A 21,796-nucleotide genomic window follows, 5' to 3' on the forward strand; every position below is an offset into this window, starting at 1 on the left:
CATGTAAATTTAATTTACATTAAGGTTAATTTCGATGACTCTTACGCCATGCGGAGGAACTTCGATCTCATTGCCCATATCGACTTTGTTGAAAATATCAAAGCAGTTTGTAATCTTATCAGAAAATATATCTACCAGTTCTTTTTTTCTTATGACAGAATCCGTATTGATCATACAAAGTAATATTTTATTCCGGTGCTTTAGGTAGGAGATGTATAAGTTATCCTTGCAAAGGAACTGAGTGAATTGTGCATTTTTGTAAAAGTCTTTATGGTTAGCCCGATATGAACTCAAGACATTAAAATAATCAAAGGCCTCTTTATTTTTATTCTTTAAATTAGAAGAAATGAAATAGTTGATGCTGTCTTCTTTCCAACCACCTGGAAAATCTTCCCTTACCAGACCGTCCGGATTTGCATAATTTTTCATAAGAATCTCTGTTCCGTAATAAATAGCAGGGATACCTCTCAGGCAAAACAGCAATGCAATTGCTTGTTTCCACTTATCAAGATCCTCACCCAAAATAGAATATATTCTACTTAGGTCGTGGTTGTCCAAAAATATGAGATTATGCTCCGGGTGGTAATAATTAAAGTCCTGTGCGAGGGTGGCATGTAATTTTGCTACCCCACCATCCCAGCTGTATGGTTTTGTAAGTGCTTCATGAATGGCAAAGGCGAGTGGAAAATCTTTAATTTGTGTGGGTGACTTTTGCTTTCCAAGATATTCTTCACTGTTAAAATAGGCGAGTACTCCTGGTGCGTTGACCCAGGTTTCCTGAAATATTTTTATGGACGGATCATAATGTTGAATGGCGTGCAGCCACTTTCCCATAAAAGTCTTGTCTGAATAAAACCAGGTGTCTACCCTTATGCCATCAAGATCTGCATATTCACACCACCAGATGGAATATTGGATGAGATATTTTCCTAAGACTATTTGATCCTGATTTAGATCAGGCATGCTTTTATCAAACCAACCCTCCAGAGTTAATTTTTTATCAACCGATGAGGCATGAGGATCAACCAAGGGCAATGCTTGATAATTTGTCCTGGTAAATGTATCCCATTGATGAAGCCAATTATCATTCGGCAAATCTTTTATAAAATAGTGTTCAGTGCCACAATGATTAAAAACCAGGTCCATGATCACTTTTATTTTTTTTTCATGAGCGGACTTCGCCAGGTTTGCGTAATCTTCATTATTGCCAAATCTTGGATCTATGCGAAAGTGATCAGTAATGGCATACCCATGATAAGATTCTGCAAATTGATTGTTTTCCTGAATGGGATTAAGCCAGAGGCAGGAGAAATTGTTTTTTTCAAAATATTCCAGATTGTTTTGAATTCCTTTTAAATCTCCACCATGACGAAAATACATTTTGGACCGGTCTACACCTTGTTGATTCATTCCTGGGATTTCGTCGTTAGAGGGGTCTCCATTTGCAAAACGATCAGGCATGATCAAATAAATCAGGTCAGAGGAATTGAGCGGCTCAAGATTTGATTTTTTAATTCTCTCTTTTAGCGTGTAAGGATATTTTTTAATCTGTTTTCCTTTGGTTAAAGTGATTTCAAATGTGATTCCTTTTTTTATTTTAGACAGGTCAAGATCGAATGACAGATAATTTTTATTTTCCAAAAAGTGTTTACGGGTTAATTTGATGGCAGAATTAGAGATGCTGATATCTGACAAACCAATATTCTTATCGTGAATCAAGAGTGTCAGCGATTTGTCCGGCATGTTGCACCACCAAAAGGGAGGGTCTATTCTTGGTTCAACTTTATCTTCAGGTTTGACGGTACGACGGTAATAGTCAGGGATGGTCACTCCATCCGGAATTCGTTGAGCCGGATCATTTTTTTGGGCATGAGCAATGTAGCCATTTGTAGAAAGAATTATACAGAATAAAATAATACCTATTCTAAATTGGATGTTTTGCATCAGAATATTGATTGAATTACGATAGCTAAAATTCACTTAATTTTCCTTTATTCGCAAACACAGTATGGCAGCAATGAACAACATGCATCCGCCCAAAATAACTGCATACATGGAATTATTTTGTAAAAAGTTCTTCATAATATATCCAAAAAATAAGGTGGCCATTATTTCAGGAATGACGATGAAAAAATTAAAAATCCCCATATATACGCCCACTTTGTTCTCAGGTAAATGTGGTGCAAAAATGGCATAAGGCATAGATAAAATACTTGTCCAGGCAATTCCCACGCCCAACATGCAAAAAATAAGTCCAAACTTATGATCTATAACAGATAATGAGATTAAACCAACTGCACCGGCAATCAAACAGATTGAATGCATATTTATCTTTCCAAATTTATCCGCAAGTCTACCAAGTACCAATGCAAATAACATAGTGACCAGTGAATAAAATGAAAACATCAATCCGGACCATTCAGCACCTTCTTTGTACAATTCAGAGGAAGGCGATGGTGCATGGAAAACATAAGTCGCCACTGCATCTCCAAAATAAAACCACATGAGAAACAATCCCAACCAGGTAAAAAACTGAACCAGTGCTATTTTATTCATCACCGAAGGCATGTTAAAAATATGATTCCAGATTTCTTTTATTCCATTGAGGGCACTTTGAATAAAACCTATTTCTCCTTTTGCAGACTCTTGCCTTAATTTTTCTCCATCTGGAGGGTATTCTTTTGTCGTGATGATCGTATACAGGACAGCACTTATGAAGGCAATTGCTCCAATGTAGAATGAGTATTTAACAGAAAGGGGAATTGCATTGTCTTCAACATCCTTCAGATCAAGAAACTTGCTCATGAGCCAGGGGAGGGCTGAGGCAATAACCGCTCCAACACCGATAAAGAAGCTTTGCGTGGTATACCCTCTGGTGTATTGTTTTTTTGGAAGGAGGTCTGCAACAAATGCGCGGAAAGGTTCCATGGACACATTGATGGAAGCATCCAGAATCCACAACAAACCTGCCGCCATCCAAAGTGTGCTGCAATTTGGCATGGCAATTAATGCAAGGGTTGATAAGATTGCCCCTACTAAAAAATAAGGTTTTCTTCTCCCAAGCGGAGTCCAGGTACGATCTGACCAATATCCAATGATGGGTTGTATCAATAAGCCTGTCATAGGCGCCGCGAGCCACAGTATGGGTAATTCATCCGGTTTGGCACCAAGATATCGGTAAATGGGGCTCATGTTGGCCATCTGCAGGCCCCAACCAAATTGAATACCCATAAAGCCGAAGCTCATGTTCCAGATTTGCCAAAAATTGAGTTCCGGTTTTTCCTTCATGACGATTTATTTTATTAGAATTATATATTCCCAGGGTTTCAATCTGATTTTTTTATCAGATGCAATTTTCATCTTTTTACCGGTCATTAGATCCTTATAGGAAGTCTTTGAGGGTATATTCTGAATGCTTACTTCTTGTTCTGTGGCAGAGAGATTGAAGATGCACAGTGCTTCTTCAAGATTGTTCTTTCTTGTATAGCTGAGTACATTACCTGGATTGGAGTTGTCCGACCAAATTACCGGCACGTCGGGCCAGAAAACAGGATGTGACTTACGGATACCGGCAAGCTTTTGATAAAAAGAAGCGTATTGATAATTTCTAAAATCAATGGTATCCTTTTCAAAAAACCGGAGTCTCCTTCTCAAAGGTTCTTCTTGTCCACTGTAAATCAATGGAATGCCATCAAAGGTAAATGTCAGAGCACTGAATAGTTGATGAGCAGACCCAAGTTTTTCAAATTCAGTTCCATTCCAACTATTCTCATCATGGTTGGAGGTAAAATACATGTGGCACCCTTTCTTGAATTTTTCCTGATCAAGCTGATGGTAAACTCTGAAATCCTTTGCGTTTTTAATGCCGGCGGCAATGTCCCAGCTCAATGACTTAAATGTCCAGGCATAGTCTGCATGAAAATAAGAAGCGTTTCTGAACTCCGGGACTTCTGCTTCAGCAAGGAGGAATAACTCTTTCTTCAAAGAAATGAGTGTTCTTAAGAACTGGTTCCAGAATTGGTCAGGAACCAAGTAGGCTACATCCTGACGGAAACCATCCACTCCCAAAACATCTACCCAATAAAGCATTGCTTTAATCATGCTGATGCGCATTGATTTTTGATTGTAATCCAAATCAGCTACATCATACCAATCTGTTTTCTCAACATGTACGATGGTGTCAGTGACAGGATCATGTAGATACCATTCAGGATGTTCCATAATCCAATTATGATCCCATCCTGTGTGGTTCGGAACCCAATCCAAAATTACTTTCATACCCAATCGATGAATTTCTTTTACCAGTATTTTAAACTCATCTTTGGTTCCAAATTCAGGGTTTACCTCTGTATAACTTGATATTGAATAATAGGATCCTAATGTGCCTTTCCTTTTTTCTTTGCTGATTGGAAAGATGGGCATTAACCAAAGCACATCCACACCCATTTCTTTTAATCTGGGTAGATGTTTTCTAAATGCATTAAAGGTACCTTCCGGGGTGTATTGTCTGAGGTTAACTTCATAAATCACGCCAGAACGGGCCCAGTCTGGAATAGGAATTTCTGAAGGTAAGGATTGCTGCGCTCCGGAAAAGTAAAAGTTCAGGCTTAGGAAAACCAGAACAATGCTACGATTTCTAAAGAATTGATTCAACTGATAGCGGTTTGATGATAGATTACAAGGCCTTTGGAAAAGCAAGATAATATTTTTATTCAACCGGATGTTCTATCAAATCTAATTTGTACAAGACTGTTGGATAGGATCAGGTCAATTCAGAAATAAAACACTCTTTTGCGGGTAGAAGAATCTTTTTGCCCTTGTAATGAAAATCAACATGTTCAGCAGAAAGGTTGACGATTTTAACTTTGTTTGCTGATAAGTCAATGTTCATAGCCCGATTCAGAAAATAAATTTTAAATTGAAGGCCACTCCAGTCTTTCGGTAAAAAAGGGTTGATGTGCAGTCCGTTTTCATTTACTTTGATGCCTCCAAATCCTTGTACAACGCTCATCCAGGTACCCGCCATACTGGTAATGTGTAAGCCATCATCTGAGTCATTGTTGTAATCATTTAAGTCCAACCTTGCCGTGCGCAAATACATCTCTTTGGCTTTTTCCTCATATCCCAATCTGCAAGCCAAAATAGCATGCACACAAGGTGACAGGGATGATTCATGAACGGTCCTTGGTTCATAATAATCAAAATTAATTTTAATTTGATCCATGGTAAAATGGTCTTCAAAGAAATAAAGTCCCTGAAGCACATCGGCCTGTTTTATAAAAGGTGACCGAAGAATCCGATCCCAAGACCAATGCTGGTTAATGGGTCTTACTGCAGGATCAAGGTCTGCTGTTGTCAATTGTTCTTTGTCAAGATAGTCCTCTTGTTGAAGCAACAATTTTGTGTCGATATCTTGAGGCAGGTATATATTCTTGGATACTTCCTGCCAATGATTTATTTCATCCACTTTGATGCCCAGTCGAACCAATATAGCTTGATAGGCAGCAGCATCTGTTTTTTTAATTTCGTTCAAAATTTGCAATCCATATTGTAAACACCATCGAGCAATGTAGAGGGTGTACCAGTTATTGTTTACGTTGTTTTCGTATTCATTGGGCCCGGTGACCCCATGCATTACATATTGATTTTTGTGGTTGCTAAAATGTACTCTTTGCACCCAGAACCGATTGATCGCACAGACGACATCTATTCCATAATCTTTTAAATAATCTCTGTCTCCGGTAAAATTTACATAGTTGTAAATGGCATACACCATTGCACCGTTGCGATGTATTTCCTCAAAAGTGATTTCCCATTCGTTGTGGCATTCTTCACCGTTCATGGTGACCATAGGAAATAAAGCGGCCCCATTTGTGAATCCAAGTTTTTGAGCATTTTCTATGGCCTTGTCCAATTGTTTGTAACGGTACAACAATAGATTCTTGCTTACAGCAGGAGGACTGGTACCCAAATAAAAAGGGATGCAATAGGCTTCCGTGTCCCAATAAGTAGCGCCACCATATTTTTCGCCGGTAAATCCTTTGGGGCCTATATTGAATCGTGCATCTTTCCCGGTATAGGTTTGATACAATTGGAAAATGTTGTACCGGATGGACTGTTGGGCCACCTCATCATTATTAATTTGTATGTCTGCCCATTCCCAGATGTCTGACCAGATATTGGCGTGATCGTTTAATTTTTGTTCAAAGGGAATATTGGCCCATGATCTGCATTTTTCAAAGCATGTGGCCAATAAGGTTTCGGAAGAATAATCCAGACTTGATAATTGAACCATGGATTTTTCTACTTGAATAAAATCACCGGTATTCAATACTGCCTTGTAAATAATTGTTTGCTTTCGTTCAACACCTTTTTTGGAATAATTTTCAATCACTTCAGAACCATTGAGATAAAATTTATTCAAGATGGCGCAACCTACATGGAAGAAATTCTTTTTTGTGGAACATTGAATGCCATGCATATTTTGCTCCTGGTCTGTTTGCTCGAAGGTCCAGAAGTCTTCGTCATAATTTGAATCTTCATTCCTGATGTCAAAGTCCAAAATTGATTCGATACAAATATGCGTGTGATCATCATTTGATTGAATGGTGTATTGCATGGCACCACATTCATCCCAGGACATACTTAGAAACCTGATACTTTGAATTTCAAGGCTTTTACCATTTTTCAACTCAACCAAAAAAGATCTTTCCAAATATCCTTTGTCCATATGCAATACCCTACGAAAATGATGTAGTGTGCAACTGTTTAGATCAAGAATTTCATCATCAACAGTGATCCGAAGACCATGCCAATGTGCGCTGTTGAGCACTTTCGCAAAGTAATCAGGGTAGCCATTTTTCCACCAACCAACCCTTGTTTTATCCGGATAGTAAATCCCTGCTACATAGTTTCCCTGCAAGGTGGCCCCTGAAAAATCTTCTTCAAAATTTCCACGTCCACCCATGCGCCCATTACCCAGACTAAAGATACTTTCACTCCATTTTTGGTTTTCTTTTACAAAACCTTCTTCGATTATTTTCCAGGGATTTATTTTAAAGTACGATTTCACCGCTAGCTATTTTGTTTGATGTGTCAAACCATTCGACAATGTCTTTTGCAGTAATGGATGTAAAATCAGGAATAACCAATTGAGCAGCACTCAATACGGGATCAATTCCTATTCCTACTGTATGCATACCTGCTCGAACAGCAGCCTCAAGTCCTTTCATAGAGTCTTCGAAAACGATGCAGTCTTCCGGAAGCACACCGATTCCTTTTGCAGCTGTTACAAAAACCTCCGGATCTGGTTTGCTGCGACTTACTTTAATTCCATCTACTACGGTGTGAAAAAAATGACGAACCCCTGTTTTATCTAACAGCAGCATGGCATTTTTGCTGGCGCTGCCCAAGGCTATTGGGATGGATAATTCTTTTGTTTCTTCCAGGAAGCGAAGTACACCCGGAAGAATATCCTTTTCGCTGATGTTTGCAATTAGTTCAAGGTAATATTCATTTTTTTGTGCTGCCAATCGTTCCTTTATTTCCTGACTTAAATTCAATTCAGCAGCATGCAGAATGATTTCGAGAGATTTCATCCGCTCTACACCTTTAAGATGTTCATTGAAGGATTCTGTCAGTACAAAACCAAATTTGGAAGCAAGTTTTTTCCAGGCTTCAAAATGATAACGGGAGGTATCCACAATCACTCCATCGAGATCAAAAATAAAACCGAACGAAGGTTGTTTATTTATCACAGCTTTTAAGTTTATGAGTGTGGAAAGCACGAAAGGTAACGAAAATTAAATCAGGCTTTTAAATTATCGGGATAGTAGCCCTCTTGAATCATTTTTTTAAAAGCCAGTTGAACAAATGGTTTGTCTTCCTGATACGTAACACCAAACCAATTTGAAGGAGAAGGTATTACTTGTACCTTGATGAGACACTCATCCATCAGCGTTTGTATGAGTTCAGGAATGTAAAACTCAGCATCTTTTACACTTAAATGAGACTCAAGAAAAGTTTTTAATCTGTCTGAAGCAAAATTAAAATAGGAAGCCCCAAATCCCCACATATTCATGGACACCAAAGTCTCCGGATCAAAATATTGCAATTCATCATCCTTTCCAGCAAAGATTTCTCCGGTTGTTGATTTTTGAATTCCTTTTGTTTCAATCACTTTTTTAAGAAATCCTTCCTCATCATGCCAACACACCCCTCTGTTCACGGCACCGTGATCGGATAAAGTATTTTTAAGATAGTAGGCGATTACAGCATAATAAAAGTCAGGATCGGGGTTTTGGATAAGAAACTGATATAAGCTTTCCAGAGCCTCTCTGCCGTAGTAATCATCTGCGTTGATGACACCAAATGGTTCATCTAATAAATCATGTGCTACCCAAACAGCATGTCCCGTGCCCCATGGTTTGGTTCTGCCCTCAGGACAATTAAAGCCCTCCGGCAGCTGATCCAATTCCTGACAAACGTAATGTAAATCAGCCTGATCTCCCCAGGTGGCATCCATTCTTTCCCTAAATTCAGTTTCAAAACTTTTCCGGATGACAAAAACAAATTTTTTGAAACCGGCTCTGAGGGCATCATAAATGGAATAATCAATGATGGTCTCTCCATTCGGGCCGAATGCATCCATTTGTTTAAGTCCCCCATATCGACTTCCCATCCCTGCTGCGAGGATTAACAAACTGGCTTGTGGTAATGACATGCTTTAATTTTGCGTAAAAATAAAAAACCCCGACCAATTGGCCGGGGTCCATATTCTTTCATAGAGAACTATCGTTCAAATTTACTAAGTATTTTAGTTTTTTGAGCCTGATCATTGGATATCCGAATCACATAATTTCCTACAGGTAATTCTGAAGTGTCCAACCTGATCTGGTGCGCACCTTCATTGATCTTTCCGGAGAAAAGCACCTTAAGTTCAGAACCTATGGAATCAAACAAACTCATTCTGATAAACTCATTCTTAGTTTCAAAATGAATGATGGTATAGTCAAGTGCCGGATTTGGATAATTGTCTAATCTTAAAGCAAAATCCCTGTTTACATCTTCAATTCCGGTTGACAGGCAACTGCCGCTTATGATAGGAAGTTTTTGAAAATCCTTAAACAACATCTGACTTACTACACTTGGACTTACCTCAAACCAATCAATCAATAAGGAGGCATAAATCGACCTGAAATCATATTGCATGGCAACACCTTCATCGTTTGTTACGGTATCATTAATGGTTGGGTTGTTTCCCAGAATTCCACCATCAATGCACTCTCCAAAAACAAAGAGAGGGGCAGCAGTTCCATGGTCAGTTCCTGTGCTGTCATTGGCTTTGATTCTTCTTCCGAATTCAGAAAAAGTCATTCCAATCACTTTTTTACCGAATCCGGCCTTGCTCATTTGATCCTGGAATCCGGCCATGGCATCTGAAAGTTGTTTTAACAAGTCTGCCTGCGTACCAATTTCATGGTCATCCGGATCACATTGATTGGCGTGTGTATCAAAGCCGCCAATATTCACCACATACACTTTGGTTTTTAATCCGCCTTTGATCAACTGAGCCACAATATTTAATCGGTCCAGTAATGCATTGCCACTTGCCGGAATTGAACCTCCCGCATTGGTATTTGCCTGTTTAATTACTTCTGAATAATCATTGGTCTGCAACAAGGTGCTGACAATGTATCTCAATTCATTGGCGTAGTTGGTGTTGGAAGGTAGGTTGGCAGCCAGTGCACCTTCCGGAAGTAAACCCAGTGTCGATGGATCGTTGATGGCCAGACTGAAATTGGCAACTTTCCCCTGACAAGTTTGGGAGACCAGAGACCCAATGGTGATCGCCAGAGGATCAGGGTTGTCAGCATTTGGATAACCGGAAGGGTAGGACGCATGGTTTTCCGTATAAAATCTGCCGAGCCAGCCAGTCACTTCAAATTGCTCTGCGGAAGAGCCGGAGGTCCAAATATCCGTAGATCTGAAATGCGATCTGTTTTGATTTGGATAGCCTACTGATTGAATTAATTTTAATCCGCCATTGTCGTAAAGAGATTTAACTCCGGTCATGGAAGGATGTAAGGCTAAGCCATCTCTTAATTTGATTCCAAAACTTTCTTTGATAAGGATTTTATTTCTGTGTTTATCAAGGTTGCTGTATTGGTCAATAGGTAAGACCATGTTCAATCCGTCATTTCCACCGCTCATTTGAATGAGCACTAAAATTTTATCATTGTCCGGACTTACAAAATCCAGGAAAGAATTCCGTGCAACAGCATTCACTGGAATTCCATTTATCAAAACCGGCACCGCGGCCATTGAACTTGCTTGTAAAAAGGTTCTTCTTTTCATGGTGAAGATTTTGTGAGTTTAACTTAAAAAATATTCCGGCATAGACAAAAGGGTGGAAAACAAAGGTTTTAACCTGTTGTCCACGGCCGTTCTTGCCTGTGCGTTGTTTGGATTGGCTTTGTAACTGTTCCACATGGTTGCCCATTGGGCTTCGGTAAGGTTCCCTAAAAAAGCTTTTTTAAGGAAGTCAATTTGATTTTGGTAAATATTTTGTGGCAAAAGGTGTGCTACTATTTCACTTAAGAGCAGGCTAATGTCAGTTGGATTAGTGAGTGAGCTTACATATTCCACCAGATCCAATCCGAAGGTAGTCGATCCCGATCCACCTCTGATGCGCATTTGTTTATTGGCAGCCTGATTGGTAAATCCAACGCGTAGTGGATAAGTTACTGAGTTAATCCAGATTTCATGGTATCCCGGTTCCTGATAATAAGGAGACCATCCTGCCACACTCGGAATGTCAAAGTAAACTTGCTGTAATCCCATATTATTTCTGTAGATGGCCAGGAACAAAGAATAATTTATTTCCAAATCAGCAGATGGTTTGAATTTCATCGCTTTAAGTGTATTGAAAATAAATTCATAAGGTGGTCTTATCATACAGCCAAGCCCTTCTTCAGAATAAAAATGCTCACTGCCCAAAAGTGCTTTAACCACCGGTTTGATTTCAAAATTATTGGCAACCAATAAATCGGCCATCTCGTCAATAACCTGACTTTCAATGGTCTGATCAACTTTATAATACACAAAATAATTATAGAGTTTGCGACAAATAAAAGTGGCTGCCTCTCTTTTCTTGAAAATCAGATTGATGACAGACTTGTATTCGTTCTCTTCCGCATTGGTAATTTGTTGATTGTTAAATCTGGCAGAAAGTTGCTTGGTGGATTTGTCATGAAGTCGGGTGTCAAATCTGGAATATGGATAAAACGATTCGTTTCTGCGATCAGCCGCAATGGTCCAACCTGTTAGTGCTTTTGCAACAGCCAGTACATCCTGTTCTGTAAACGTAGTATAATCACCTGGACCTGCAAGCGCTCCTTTACCCAATGTAAACAGTTCCATGACTTCCCGGGCAAAATTCTCATTTGGAGCCAGGTTTGTGTTTTGGTTTCCGTTGAGGTAAACCAACATGGATTTGTCGATGGTTATTTTTTCAGTAAGGGATTTAAAGTTTCCCATACAATTAGACCGAAGGGTGGTAATGTAATCATAGTTATACCGAGGATCAAAGATCTCTGAAACGACGAAATGATTGTGCCAAAACAAAGTCATTTTCTCCGTAAGCGAAACCCCTTCATTAAACATCAATTGCATGAGCCAGGAATAAAGAGAACTCTCTTTTATCTGAACCAATCCTTGTACCTGTGGATTAAGTTTGCCGGTCACCCAAGTCTGCCCCTTTGGAATTTCCGGGTCAGCAATTTGATCGGTGTACAAAACCGGTGGACTTGGTAATGCCTGATCAGTCGCCAATTTATCCAAGGTTTTTTGCAAACCATCTGATACTGCGCCTTTGATTTGTTCATGTGTTGGGCCAAACATTGCCCTTCTTAAAAGATGAGCCGCGGTTGCATAATTCCAACTCCCCTGATAGGGTGTGAGGCCTCCGTTTACCGGGAGTGCCGTAGTCGGGCGCATGGGCTCCTCTTCGGCAGTGCTGGTAAGCATTGAAAAAAGTTTCCTTCTATCCATAATACATGGTTTTTATTGGTTAGGAATAAACGAATTGTTTCTTTGACTTGGATCCTTAAGATTTGTTTAATGAAAGCTTAAAGATTCACTAATATAATGGGGAAGTCAGGTAAAGCTAGATTTGTACTCAATTCTTTTGAAATAAATTACGCCTAATAGCAGAAAAAGCCGCAAATAATATAAGGCCCATTAAAATTACAAGCGAAACCCATTTTAGCATTTTAAAAATCTCTACAAAATGAGCTGTGATAAAGCCTTCCGCGGGATGAAGATTGATAAGCCTTATGATAAACCCATTTTCCAAAAAATCAAAGATTAAGGTGGACAACGGAAATATATTCCAAATCCTCAACCGGAAGGATGGATAGTTTTTGAGGAGCATGCTGAGCAAAATAATAAAAAAACAGGTGTAAATGATGGGGTAGAGTACATCAAGACTCATTTCTACACTCCGGTAATAGTGGCGCCCTTCCTCACCATAGTTTTTGATCATTTGAAGCGTTCTTGTTGGAGAATATCCAAATGTAAGGTCCACAGGGCCAATTTCACTTTTAGCCAGGGTGTTGATTTTTTTTTCAGCATCGGGTAAATAATGAGCTACAAATAAGATGTACAATCCAAGAAAAAACACCCATAAATAACCATTGGACCATTTGTAGAAAAAATCCGAAAGCCTTCTCATGGGTCTATTGGATTACAGATAATTCTTTGCCTACTTTTATAAATGCCTGAACACATCTCTCCAGATGATTTTGTTCATGTCCGGCTGAAATTTGAACCCTAATTCTTGCTTTGCCCTGAGGAACCACCGGATAGAAAAATCCTACCACATAAATTCCTTCTTCCAACATTCTAGAGGCAAATTTTTGAGCCAAAGGGGCGTCATACAGCATCACAGGGACAATGGCGTGTTCACCAGGAAGTATGTTAAATCCTGCATGGGTCATGGCTTCCCTGAAAAATTGGGTGTTTTGTTCCAACTTATCTCTGAGTTCTGTGGAAGAAGTTAATAATTCGAGCACTTTAATAGATGCGCCTGTAATGGCTGGGGCAAGCGTATTGGAAAATAAATATGGTCGCGATCGTTGTCGGAGAATTTCTATGATCTCTTTTTTTGCTGCGGTAAATCCACCTGAAGCTCCTCCTAAAGCTTTGCCAAAGGTACCTGTGATGATGTCAATTCTTCCCATGACATTGCGAAATTCATGAGTGCCTCTTCCGGTCTTACCCATAAATCCCGAAGCATGACATTCATCAATCATCACCATTGCTTGATATTGTTCGGCGAGATCACAAATTTTATCAAGTTGGGCAATGGTACCATCCATTGAAAATACTCCATCCGTTACCACCAGAATTCTTCTGCAATCTTTTGCAAGTTCTAGTTGCGCTGCAAGATCGCCCATGTCGTTGTGCTTGTAGCGAAATCTCTTAGCCTTGGCTAATCTGATGCCGTCAATGATGGATGCATGATTGAGTTCATCAGAAATGATGGCATCTTCTTCATTGAGCAGGGGCTCGAAAATTCCACCGTTGGCATCAAATGCTGCTGCATACAAAATGGCATCCTCCATTCCAAGGAAAGCGGAAATTTTTGATTCAAGTTCCTTGTGTATATCCTGCGTTCCACAAATAAATCGCACCGAAGACATTCCAAAACCATGTGAATCGATATACCTCTTTGCTGCTGCCAGTACTTCCGGATGAGAGGAAAGGCCGAGATAATTGTTGGCACAAAAATTCAGTACTTCTGATCCTGTATTGGTGCGGATAACTGCACCCTGGGGTGTGGTGATAATCCTCTCTGTTTTATAGAGTCCGGCCTCCTTAATATTTTGAATTTCTTTTTGCAGGTCCGTAAGAATATTTCCAAGCATAATTTTGTTTTTAATGTATGTTTAATGGGAAGATTTCATTGTTGAAATGTTGCAATGTGCGCCAAAATTAAGATATTTTGTCATTAAACCAAGATTTGGAATTTTTACTAAAATTTGTAGACTTCATCATTGGAATAAAGTTGATTTAAAGTTTTTTCATTATTTCTCCTTGACCAGAATCGCATTTGCGTTTTCAATTTTCACCAGGTAGATACCGGGTACAAAATTTGTCAAATCCAAATCAAAAGGTATATGATTAACCCATTGAGTGTTGAGGAGGATTTTGCCTTCGGCATTGATCAATAAAAGTCTTGCGTCTTTTGCAGTTGCTTCATATTGTATCTCACAATGCAAACTTCCGGGATTGGGAAGCAGGGTAATTTTTTTGCTGGTTATTTTGCCATCAAAAACATTTGTTAAATCAATTTCAGGAATTTGAATGATGTATTGTCCATTGAAATTAGTGCTTCCTGGAAAAAATATTTTTGCATCCTCTTTAAATGCGGATGATGCATTGACAGCGACAGACCAAACACTTAAATGTTCATTGGATGCAATTCTTTTAAAAAGTTTAAAAGAAGAAGGGTTGTTTACTTCTTTCATTCCAAAACGAGTCAATTCGCTAAATCCTATGCTGTCAAATTTAGAGGAAGAGATATTGCCCCATGTTCTGATGATGAAATAGTGATCTGCATATTTTTCCATTCCGGAAGAAGGCATAGAATCAGGTCGTTGAAACAATCGGTAAGCTGCTACCTCATGTTGACCGGATGGCTTATCCTGTAAATGAATTTCGACACCCGTTTGTTGGAAGGTGTTTTTTCCTTTGTCAAGATTCATCATTTTTTCACTGATTCCGGTTGAAACAGGTGCAGTGGAAGCTTGTAAAATTCCATTACCATTTAACGCATGTGCTACATTGACTTTGTCGTAAAATATCTGTTCGCCGGCCTCATTAAACTGATAATAGGCTACTAATCCTGATTCGGTTTGAGTGGAAATAAGATGCATGTTTAACCGAATTTCTTCCTCAGTTAAAGATCGGTTGAAAATTTTCAGCTCGTCCATCTGCCCGTCAAAATCTCCACACTGTCCCGGAACACCCTGACCTACAGTCCATGGAGTTTTGCTCAGGTCGAATCCGGAGAAATCTCCACGGCGTGTCCAACTTTGACCATCTTTATACAGTCTTACAGAATCAGGATACACCACCATGGCCACATGAATCCATTTTGTTGTATCCAGATTAAATGAAGAAGTCAGCTGATAGGGTTGCCCTTTCCAGAAAAAAGTAAGATTGGTAGTTGTACGATAACCCTGGAAGGCAAATCCAAAACCAAACCCAATGTTGCTGTCCCAGTTTGAGAGAATTTGTGTAAAGCAATCCTGGGGTTTGTTTATTTTAATCCAGGCCATACAGGTGAAACCATTTGCTTCAGCCAAGGCAGGAATTGCGGGAATACTGGCATAATTGTTTTTGGCGGAGAGGTCCAGCATTTTACCGGGAATCGTGTCCCGGGAACAGGTGCTGGTCTTAATTTCAACCATGTCATTGACGGTATTGGTATGACTGCCTGCGTTGTTTTTTACGGTTAATTTTACGGTATATTTTCCGGGTTTACCAAATACAACTTTAGGAGATTTATTTGTGGCATCACTGATGTAAACTGCTCCCGGAAATTCCCAAAAGTAAGCAACAGAAGAGTCTAATTTAAGCACCGAATAATCTTCAAAATAAAAAGTGTCTCTGTCACAAAATGAAATTTGTTTGTCAACAGAGGGTTGCGCAACCGGTTTGGATTCTTCAAAGAAGTTGATTTCCCAGACGCCCATGCTGCTGCCATTGATTAGTTTTCCATCCCGATAAAAAGGGCGAAGGTTTCTGGTAAAATGGTCAACACTTAAACCCATTCCATGTTCTTCCCAATCCGACATTTTAAGATTTCTGTAGAATGTTCTGCCACCATCACAAGCGATGTATACGCCTCCATCAGTACCATTCTGAAAGCAAATGTCACTGATTCTCTGATTGCTGATTTTGGAAGTGGTCAGATTGATCCAAGTCATTCCGCCATCCTTTGAAACAAAAACTTTATTGTTGTTGCCACCGGTGCGCAATGCCTGAAATATTAATTGGTCATCCTGATCGCTCAGACAAATAGCTTTCACTCTGCGTTCACCACCTGACGTGCCGGCAGGTGGAGGAAGTTCAGAAAAGCTAAGTCCTCCATTTATAGATTTCCAAATTTTTCCATCCGAAGCGCTGTTACTTCTCTCAGTAAAATACATGACCTCAGGATTGCTTCTTGAAATTTCAATGGCTTCTACCCAGGAATCGCTTCTTGGTACTGAGAATACAGGGCTAAAACTAACAGCATTGTTCACGCTCTTCCAAAGTGTGTTTTTTTGTCCCAGATAAACTGTCTGATAACACAACGGAGACCAAACCATGTCACTATGTTCCATTGGGTAATAAGATTCATTCGGATATTTTTCACAAGGCAGACCAAACCATTTCCAGTTGGTGTCTAATGCCGCAGGCATAGTGTAAGCTCCTATGTCAGAGAAATAACAATCCTTATTTTTTATGGGATTTAAATAGCCCGTTGGTGATTCTGCACCACCCATTCTAATAAATTTCCCTTCGTAATTTTCATGGTAGAAAGTATTTCCGTTGTGGTATCGTCCTCCTACAAATACCTTCTCATGCCAACCAGCATCAAATCCCCAAAAATCACTGCCGTTCAATCCTAAATTGAGTGCTTTTGCATTTTGAACCATTGTGAAAAAATCGCTGGAGTGGGTGAGTCCTCCGTCAGTTGCAATCCAACAATCATTTCCGTGAGAAACGCTGGCTTGCAGATCAGGATGCAAAGCAAATGCTCCGCCATAACCACCGATTACTTTAAAGGTAGTACCTCCATCTGTAGACTTAAAAGTGGAGCCGGTTCCCGTTATGATTTCATCTGCTTTTGTTTGAGAAGCCACCAAAGACAAATCATAAAACCCTTGCCAATTATCCATTGGAAAATTTGGGGAATCATAACCATCATAAGAGCCTTTTGCGGTATTTAACCAGCTTTCTCCTTCATCGTTGCTTCTCATCAAGTAGGGGCCTTTGTCACTGGTTAAGACAATGGCATAGACTCTTTTAGGATCCGCAGCAGTCGTGGCCATCCGCACACCGCCATCTTTTAGATTATGCCAGCCTGAATTTTTTAAAGTAAAATTTGCCCCATAATTGGTTGACTTATATGGATCGTAAGAAGATTTTGTTCCATTGTAGCGAAGTGCATAAATGATGTTGTTTTTAGTTGGATGTGATTTAATCTCACAACTTGCCTCCTGAAAAATACGCGTCCAATCTTTGCCTGAGTTTTCTGAACGATATAAACCTTTACTGGTGGCAGCAAGAATCACATGGGGTCTTGAAACAGGAATCTCCAGGTCATAGACCCAAAGATCAGCAACCGTCAGAACAGTGGTCCATTTCAATCCTCCATCAGTTGATCTCCTTATAACGCCTGAGTTGCCTATGTAAATGGTGTCCATGCTTAGGGGATGAATGGCTATTGCTTCCGAGCCAAGTTGATAATCCAATCCGATTTGCTGCCAGCTAATTCCTTTATTCAAACTTCTGAACAATCCTCCGGTCTCTGTAGCAACCATCAAAAATTCGGGATGAGCTTTGCACAAATCAATTGCGTACACGTTCGTCTGCCATGGGCAGGATTCCTGATTTTTTTCCAGCCAAAACGTCTGCATCTGATAAGGTTTCCAAAGATCTGTTGGAGACCGGTAGGTTTGCTTTTGTTGAGAGTTTCTTGAATTTTCGCGGTTGAAATTCTGTCGTGATTCTGCTTTGCCATCAGCGGACATAAACATCCTGTTAGTCATGATCAACCTTTTGTAATACCTGGTGAAGTGATTCTTTTCAAATGGATGTGTGAGATAATATTGCTTGTATGCGTCATCCAATGCAATAAAATTGATCGGAGTCTCATACATTAGTTTTGCCCACTCCGGCATTTTTGCACTGACCGTAGGAGCATTTAGATTTCCTTCCACTTGACCATAAGCGCTGGAATAAATAATTATTATTGCAAGTGTGAAAAACAATTTCTTCATTTGATAAATTTTAATTTAGAAAAAAAAACTTGGGATTGATAATAAATTTTATTTATATCCACCCCAAACTTCTTCATATAAAGTATTTTTTATTTTTTTTAATTCTTCTCTGGCTTTAACCAATTCAATCTGTTCCTCAAAACTCTGCGCAGCTTTGATTTGTTGGTCAATATCCAAAATGACTTTGTGGAATTTTCTGTATTTAATGTGCTTGATTATTTTTTCAACATCGTCTGCTGAAAATTCCATGTCACTTTGATTTCCCAACAAGTAAATTCCGTATTTATCCGCCCAGTTATTGCTGTACACGTAGGGTGAACTGGTCAGTTCAATCGCCAATTGGCTGATGTTTTTGTCCGGGTGGTGGAGGAAATAATTTAGATTGACTATGTTTCCCTGGTTGATGTCAGTTTCGACTTGTTGTAAGACATCTGCGTATAATTTATTATCAAAATAATCAATTACATCGTTGAGGTTGGCTACTAAAAATTGTGCGGTGGTGATATTTTCCTGCCGCCATTTTTTATCGCCTTCGAGAATCAGAATTTTCAATATTTCTTTTTCCTGAAATTCATCCCCTTTGTGTAAATAAGGTTCATTTTGTTTTTTGAAACTGATAATTTCTTCTTGCTCCTTAATGATTTGTTCATCATGGTCAAGCGCCTTTCTTTGCGCGGCAAATGATTTATTTTTAATGTCTTCCTTGATGAGTTTATTGGCACTGCTGATCAAGGTAGCTTCATCAATATTGAGGAAATGCGAGGCATTTTGCAGATAGACGGATCTCTTTACGGGATCATCAATTTTTGCAATGGTGCCTACGATGTCGTTAATTACGTTCGCGCGTTGGATTGGATCATTCTGAGTTTCCTTCTTAAGTAGATTGATTTTGAAAAGGATGAAATCCTTGACCTCTTCCGCTAAAAATTTTTGAAATCCCTCATAGCCTACTTTGCGGATAAAACTATCAGGGTCATCACGGTCAGGAATCAAACCAATGTAGACATTCAGACCTTCTTTTAGAATCATGTCAATTCCCCGCATCGCGGCTTTTATCCCTGCATCGTCACCGTCATACAGTATGATGACATTTTCACAATGTCTTTTGATTAATTGAACTTGATCTTCCGTTAAAGAAGTACCAGAAGAAGCTACTACGTTTTCTATTCCGGACTGCACCAACGACATTACATCTGTATAGCCCTCCACCAAAATACAGGATCCTAATTTTCGAATGGCTGCTTTGGCCAAATGCAAGCCATATAGAGTCTTACTTTTCTTGTAAACTTCTGTTTCCGGGGAGTTGATGTATTTGGCAACTTTGGCTTCCTTGTCCAGGACTCGTCCTGCAAATCCAATGACTTTTCCGCCCTGGTTGTGGATTGGAAATATGATCCGGTTTCGAAAAAAATCATTACCGTTGGAAGAGGTCAGCCCCAGTTTCTTCAGTAGATCAATTGAATAGCCCTTTTTGATGGATTCAGATGTAAACGCCTGGTATTCATCCTGAGCAAACCCAATGTCAAATTTTCTCAAAGTAGTCTCCAGAAAACCTCTTTCTTTGAAATAACCGAGACCTATACTGCGGCCCAGATCGGATTCCCAAAGTTGTGTAGCATAATAGTCAAGTGCCCACTGATTGACTATGTTCAGGCTTTGCACCTCCAGGGCTTCGTCAATGCTTTCCTGGGTCTGGGCGGTTTCTTCCAGCTCTATTCTGTATTTTTTTGCCAGATGTCTGATCGCTTCAGGAAAGGTATACTGTTCGATTTCCATGATGAAATCCACCGGACTGCCGGCCTTTCCACAACCAAAACATTTATAAATATTTTTTGACGGGGATACAGAAAAAGAAGGTGTTTTTTCTTTGTGGAAGGGGCACAAACCGGTAAGGTTAGCACCTCTTGTTTTCAAATCCACATAATCTCTTACCACCTCCTCCACTCGGGATGTTTCTACTACTTTTTGGATGGAGCTTCGAGCGATCATGTCCGTATATTAGTGCTAAATGTAAATCCTGGATTAAAAACCTAAAGCCTGTGACATGGTGTATAGGCCTTTTTTACCACTTAACCATTCGGCGGCAAAAACAGCCCCTTTGGCGAAACCTTCCCTTGTGAAGGCTTCATGGCTTATTTCTAAACGGTCTACAGGACTTGTAAAGCTAACCTTGTGATAACCCACCACAGATTCTGCTCTCTTTGCCAGAACGCTCAATTGTGTTTCATTTGGTTCTTCAGGATCTAAAATCCAACTCTTGTATAATGGATGCTTTTCCAAAATGTCATTGATCAGACTTACGGCGGTTCCACTTGGTTTATCCTTTTTATGGATGTGGTGTACCTCTTCTACCTGAATCTGGTATTCCGGTAACCTGGCCATAATTTTTGACATCAGACGGTTGACTTCAAACAATACATTAACCCCTATACTGAAATTTGAAGCCCACAGCATGCTTCCATCTGTTTGGTGAAGAATGCCGACCAGATCATCCCATTGCGCCAGCCACCCTGTGGTACCGCTCACGACAGGTACATTGTGTTCCAGGCAGGCTAATAGATTGTCAAATGCTGATTCGGGATCCGTAAATTCAATTGCAACATCGGATTGGTTGAGAAAGTCAGCCAACTGACTTGAATTACTCCGGGTCACAATTCCGCTCAATTCATGCCCTCTTTCGGCCAAAAGGGGTTCAATTGCCTTGCCCATCTTGCCGTAACCTATCAAACATACTTTCATAAGAAATTGTTAATCAAGTGAATGTGTATTAAGAATGTTGCACACAAAAATAGTTATATTAGATCATAAATAAAACATATAAATTTGCGCCAATCCTTATGAACATTATCATTCTTAACTAAATGATTGTGATATGGGATGGTTTACCCGCCTCAAAGAGGGGATTTCAACAGCGACAAAATCAAAAAAGGAAGCACCGGATGGACTTTGGTTCAAATGTCCGGACTGCAATGCGACTTCGACCAACATGAAGTTGAAGGATAATTTCTATAAATGTCCTTCCTGTAATTATCATACGCGCATCAGTTCTGATCAATATTTTGACATCTTGTTTGATGGCAAATACGAGACCCTGTTCGATGACTTGCGCTCTTATGATTTTCTTGAGTTTACAGACCTTCAGCCTTATTCCAAGAGGTTGGATGAAGCCATGAAATCTTCTTCAAAAGATGATTCTATTACCGTGGCCATCGGCCGCATCAATAAAAAGCCTTTGGTGGTAGCAGCCATGGATTTTAGCTTTATTGGCGGATCAATGGGCAGTGTTATGGGGGAGAAAATAAGCAGAGCCATTGACGTAGCGCTGGAAGACAGGGCCGCATTAATGGTAATCTCAAAATCCGGGGGTGCCCGTATGATGGAATCTGCCTTTTCCTTGATGCAAATGGCAAAGACTTCAGCAAAACTGACTTTAATGGCTAAGAATGGTTTGCCTTACTTTTCTTTTCTAACAGATCCTACAACAGGGGGGGTGACTGCTTCATTTGCCATGCTGGGAGATATAAATTTTTCTGAGCCCAAGGCACTGATAGGTTTTGCCGGGCCCAGAGTAGTAAAAGAAACGATTAAACGAGATTTGCCTGAAGGATTCCAGCGGTCAGAGTTTTTGTTTGACAACGGCTTTTTGGATTTTATCGTGGACAGACAGGATCTCAAGGAAACACTGGGTAATCTTTTGGACATGTTCGATTTAGGGGAGGCGTAATTTTTTGGAACCCAAT

Annotated in this window: 14 protein-coding genes; 1 reads left to right on the forward strand and 13 read right to left on the reverse strand. The window is 39.8% G+C overall.

The features are described 5' to 3' along the window. Positions 1 to 9: 9 nt before the first annotated feature. From IPJ53_08735 to dapB, 13 genes are all read right to left on the reverse strand, one after another. Entirely contained in the window at positions 10 to 1,944 is a 1,935-nt protein-coding gene (locus IPJ53_08735) for a cyclomaltodextrinase N-terminal domain-containing protein (GenBank protein ID MBK7799185.1), read from the reverse strand. 36 nt (positions 1,945 to 1,980) lie between these two features. Then, complete coding sequence (locus IPJ53_08740; GenBank protein ID MBK7799186.1) at positions 1,981 to 3,288, reverse strand: MFS transporter; 1,308 nt, start codon at positions 3,286 to 3,288, stop codon at positions 1,981 to 1,983. Positions 3,289 to 3,294: 6 nt separating this feature from the next. Continuing rightward, positions 3,295 to 4,653: an alpha-glucosidase C-terminal domain-containing protein gene (locus IPJ53_08745; protein MBK7799187.1), complete on the reverse strand. Its 1,359-nt coding sequence runs from the start codon at positions 4,651 to 4,653 to the stop codon at positions 3,295 to 3,297. Positions 4,654 to 4,762: 109 nt separating this feature from the next. Beyond that, positions 4,763 to 7,072, reverse strand: coding sequence for a glycoside hydrolase family 65 protein (locus IPJ53_08750; GenBank protein MBK7799188.1), 2,310 nt, complete (start codon positions 7,070 to 7,072; stop codon positions 4,763 to 4,765). After that, positions 7,056 to 7,754, reverse strand: a complete 699-nt coding sequence (gene pgmB, locus IPJ53_08755; GenBank protein ID MBK7799189.1) for a beta-phosphoglucomutase — start codon at positions 7,752 to 7,754, stop codon at positions 7,056 to 7,058. The genes IPJ53_08750 and pgmB overlap by 17 nt, the downstream gene beginning before the upstream one ends. Positions 7,755 to 7,807: 53 nt before the next feature. Further along, positions 7,808 to 8,722: a nucleotidyltransferase gene (locus IPJ53_08760; protein MBK7799190.1), complete on the reverse strand. Its 915-nt coding sequence runs from the start codon at positions 8,720 to 8,722 to the stop codon at positions 7,808 to 7,810. A gap of 68 nt (positions 8,723 to 8,790) precedes the next feature. Continuing rightward, positions 8,791 to 10,356 carry a DUF1501 domain-containing protein gene (locus tag IPJ53_08765; GenBank protein MBK7799191.1) on the reverse strand — a complete coding sequence of 522 codons (1,566 nt, stop codon included), beginning with the start codon at positions 10,354 to 10,356 and terminating at the stop codon, positions 8,791 to 8,793. A gap of 18 nt (positions 10,357 to 10,374) precedes the next feature. Then, positions 10,375 to 12,051, reverse strand: coding sequence for a DUF1800 domain-containing protein (locus tag IPJ53_08770; protein MBK7799192.1), 1,677 nt, complete (start codon positions 12,049 to 12,051; stop codon positions 10,375 to 10,377). A 127-nt stretch (positions 12,052 to 12,178) separates the two neighbouring features. After that, positions 12,179 to 12,733 carry a hypothetical protein gene (locus IPJ53_08775; protein MBK7799193.1) on the reverse strand — a complete coding sequence of 185 codons (555 nt, stop codon included), beginning with the start codon at positions 12,731 to 12,733 and terminating at the stop codon, positions 12,179 to 12,181. A gap of 4 nt (positions 12,734 to 12,737) precedes the next feature. Further along, positions 12,738 to 13,928, reverse strand: a complete 1,191-nt coding sequence (gene kbl, locus IPJ53_08780) for a glycine C-acetyltransferase (GenBank protein MBK7799194.1) — start codon at positions 13,926 to 13,928, stop codon at positions 12,738 to 12,740. A 159-nt stretch (positions 13,929 to 14,087) separates the two neighbouring features. Next, positions 14,088 to 18,056 (reverse strand): PKD domain-containing protein, encoded by a 3,969-nt coding sequence (locus tag IPJ53_08785; protein MBK7799195.1) that lies wholly within the window; start codon positions 18,054 to 18,056, stop codon positions 14,088 to 14,090. Between the two features lie 48 nt (positions 18,057 to 18,104). Further along, the gene (locus tag IPJ53_08790) at positions 18,105 to 20,045 is read right to left on the reverse strand and encodes a DNA primase (protein MBK7799196.1); all 1,941 of its coding nucleotides are present in this window, start codon (positions 20,043 to 20,045) and stop codon (positions 18,105 to 18,107) included. 33 nt (positions 20,046 to 20,078) lie between these two features. Further along, positions 20,079 to 20,795, reverse strand: a complete 717-nt coding sequence (gene dapB / locus IPJ53_08795; GenBank protein ID MBK7799197.1) for a 4-hydroxy-tetrahydrodipicolinate reductase — start codon at positions 20,793 to 20,795, stop codon at positions 20,079 to 20,081. Between the two features lie 133 nt (positions 20,796 to 20,928). On the opposite strand from dapB, the gene IPJ53_08800 reads away from it, so the two are divergent. Next, entirely contained in the window at positions 20,929 to 21,780 is an 852-nt protein-coding gene (locus tag IPJ53_08800) for an acetyl-CoA carboxylase carboxyltransferase subunit beta (GenBank protein ID MBK7799198.1), read from the forward strand. The last annotated feature ends 16 nt before the right edge of the window (positions 21,781 to 21,796 follow it).

The sequence above is a fragment of the Candidatus Vicinibacter affinis genome (assembly GCA_016714365.1).
GTDB classification, from domain to species: Bacteria; Bacteroidota; Bacteroidia; order Chitinophagales; family Saprospiraceae; genus Vicinibacter; species Vicinibacter affinis.

Excerpts from the sequence above, each read along its gene's own strand:
- kbl (MBK7799194.1), bottom strand. The coding sequence starts at position 13,928 with ATGCTTGGAAATATTCTTACGGACCTGCAAAAAGAAATTCAAAATATT.
- IPJ53_08740 (MBK7799186.1), bottom strand. The coding sequence starts at position 3,288 with ATGAAGGAAAAACCGGAACTCAATTTTTGGCAAATCTGGAACATGAGC.
- IPJ53_08800 (MBK7799198.1), top strand. The coding sequence starts at position 20,929 with ATGGGATGGTTTACCCGCCTCAAAGAGGGGATTTCAACAGCGACAAAA.
- IPJ53_08760 (MBK7799190.1), bottom strand. The coding sequence starts at position 8,722 with ATGTCATTACCACAAGCCAGTTTGTTAATCCTCGCAGCAGGGATGGGA.
- IPJ53_08735 (MBK7799185.1), bottom strand. The coding sequence starts at position 1,944 with ATGCAAAACATCCAATTTAGAATAGGTATTATTTTATTCTGTATAATT.
- dapB (MBK7799197.1), bottom strand. The coding sequence starts at position 20,795 with ATGAAAGTATGTTTGATAGGTTACGGCAAGATGGGCAAGGCAATTGAA.
- IPJ53_08790 (MBK7799196.1), bottom strand. The coding sequence starts at position 20,045 with ATGATCGCTCGAAGCTCCATCCAAAAAGTAGTAGAAACATCCCGAGTG.
- IPJ53_08785 (MBK7799195.1), bottom strand. The coding sequence starts at position 18,056 with ATGAAGAAATTGTTTTTCACACTTGCAATAATAATTATTTATTCCAGC.
- IPJ53_08765 (MBK7799191.1), bottom strand. The coding sequence starts at position 10,356 with ATGAAAAGAAGAACCTTTTTACAAGCAAGTTCAATGGCCGCGGTGCCG.
- IPJ53_08775 (MBK7799193.1), bottom strand. The coding sequence starts at position 12,733 with ATGAGAAGGCTTTCGGATTTTTTCTACAAATGGTCCAATGGTTATTTA.
- IPJ53_08770 (MBK7799192.1), bottom strand. The coding sequence starts at position 12,051 with ATGGATAGAAGGAAACTTTTTTCAATGCTTACCAGCACTGCCGAAGAG.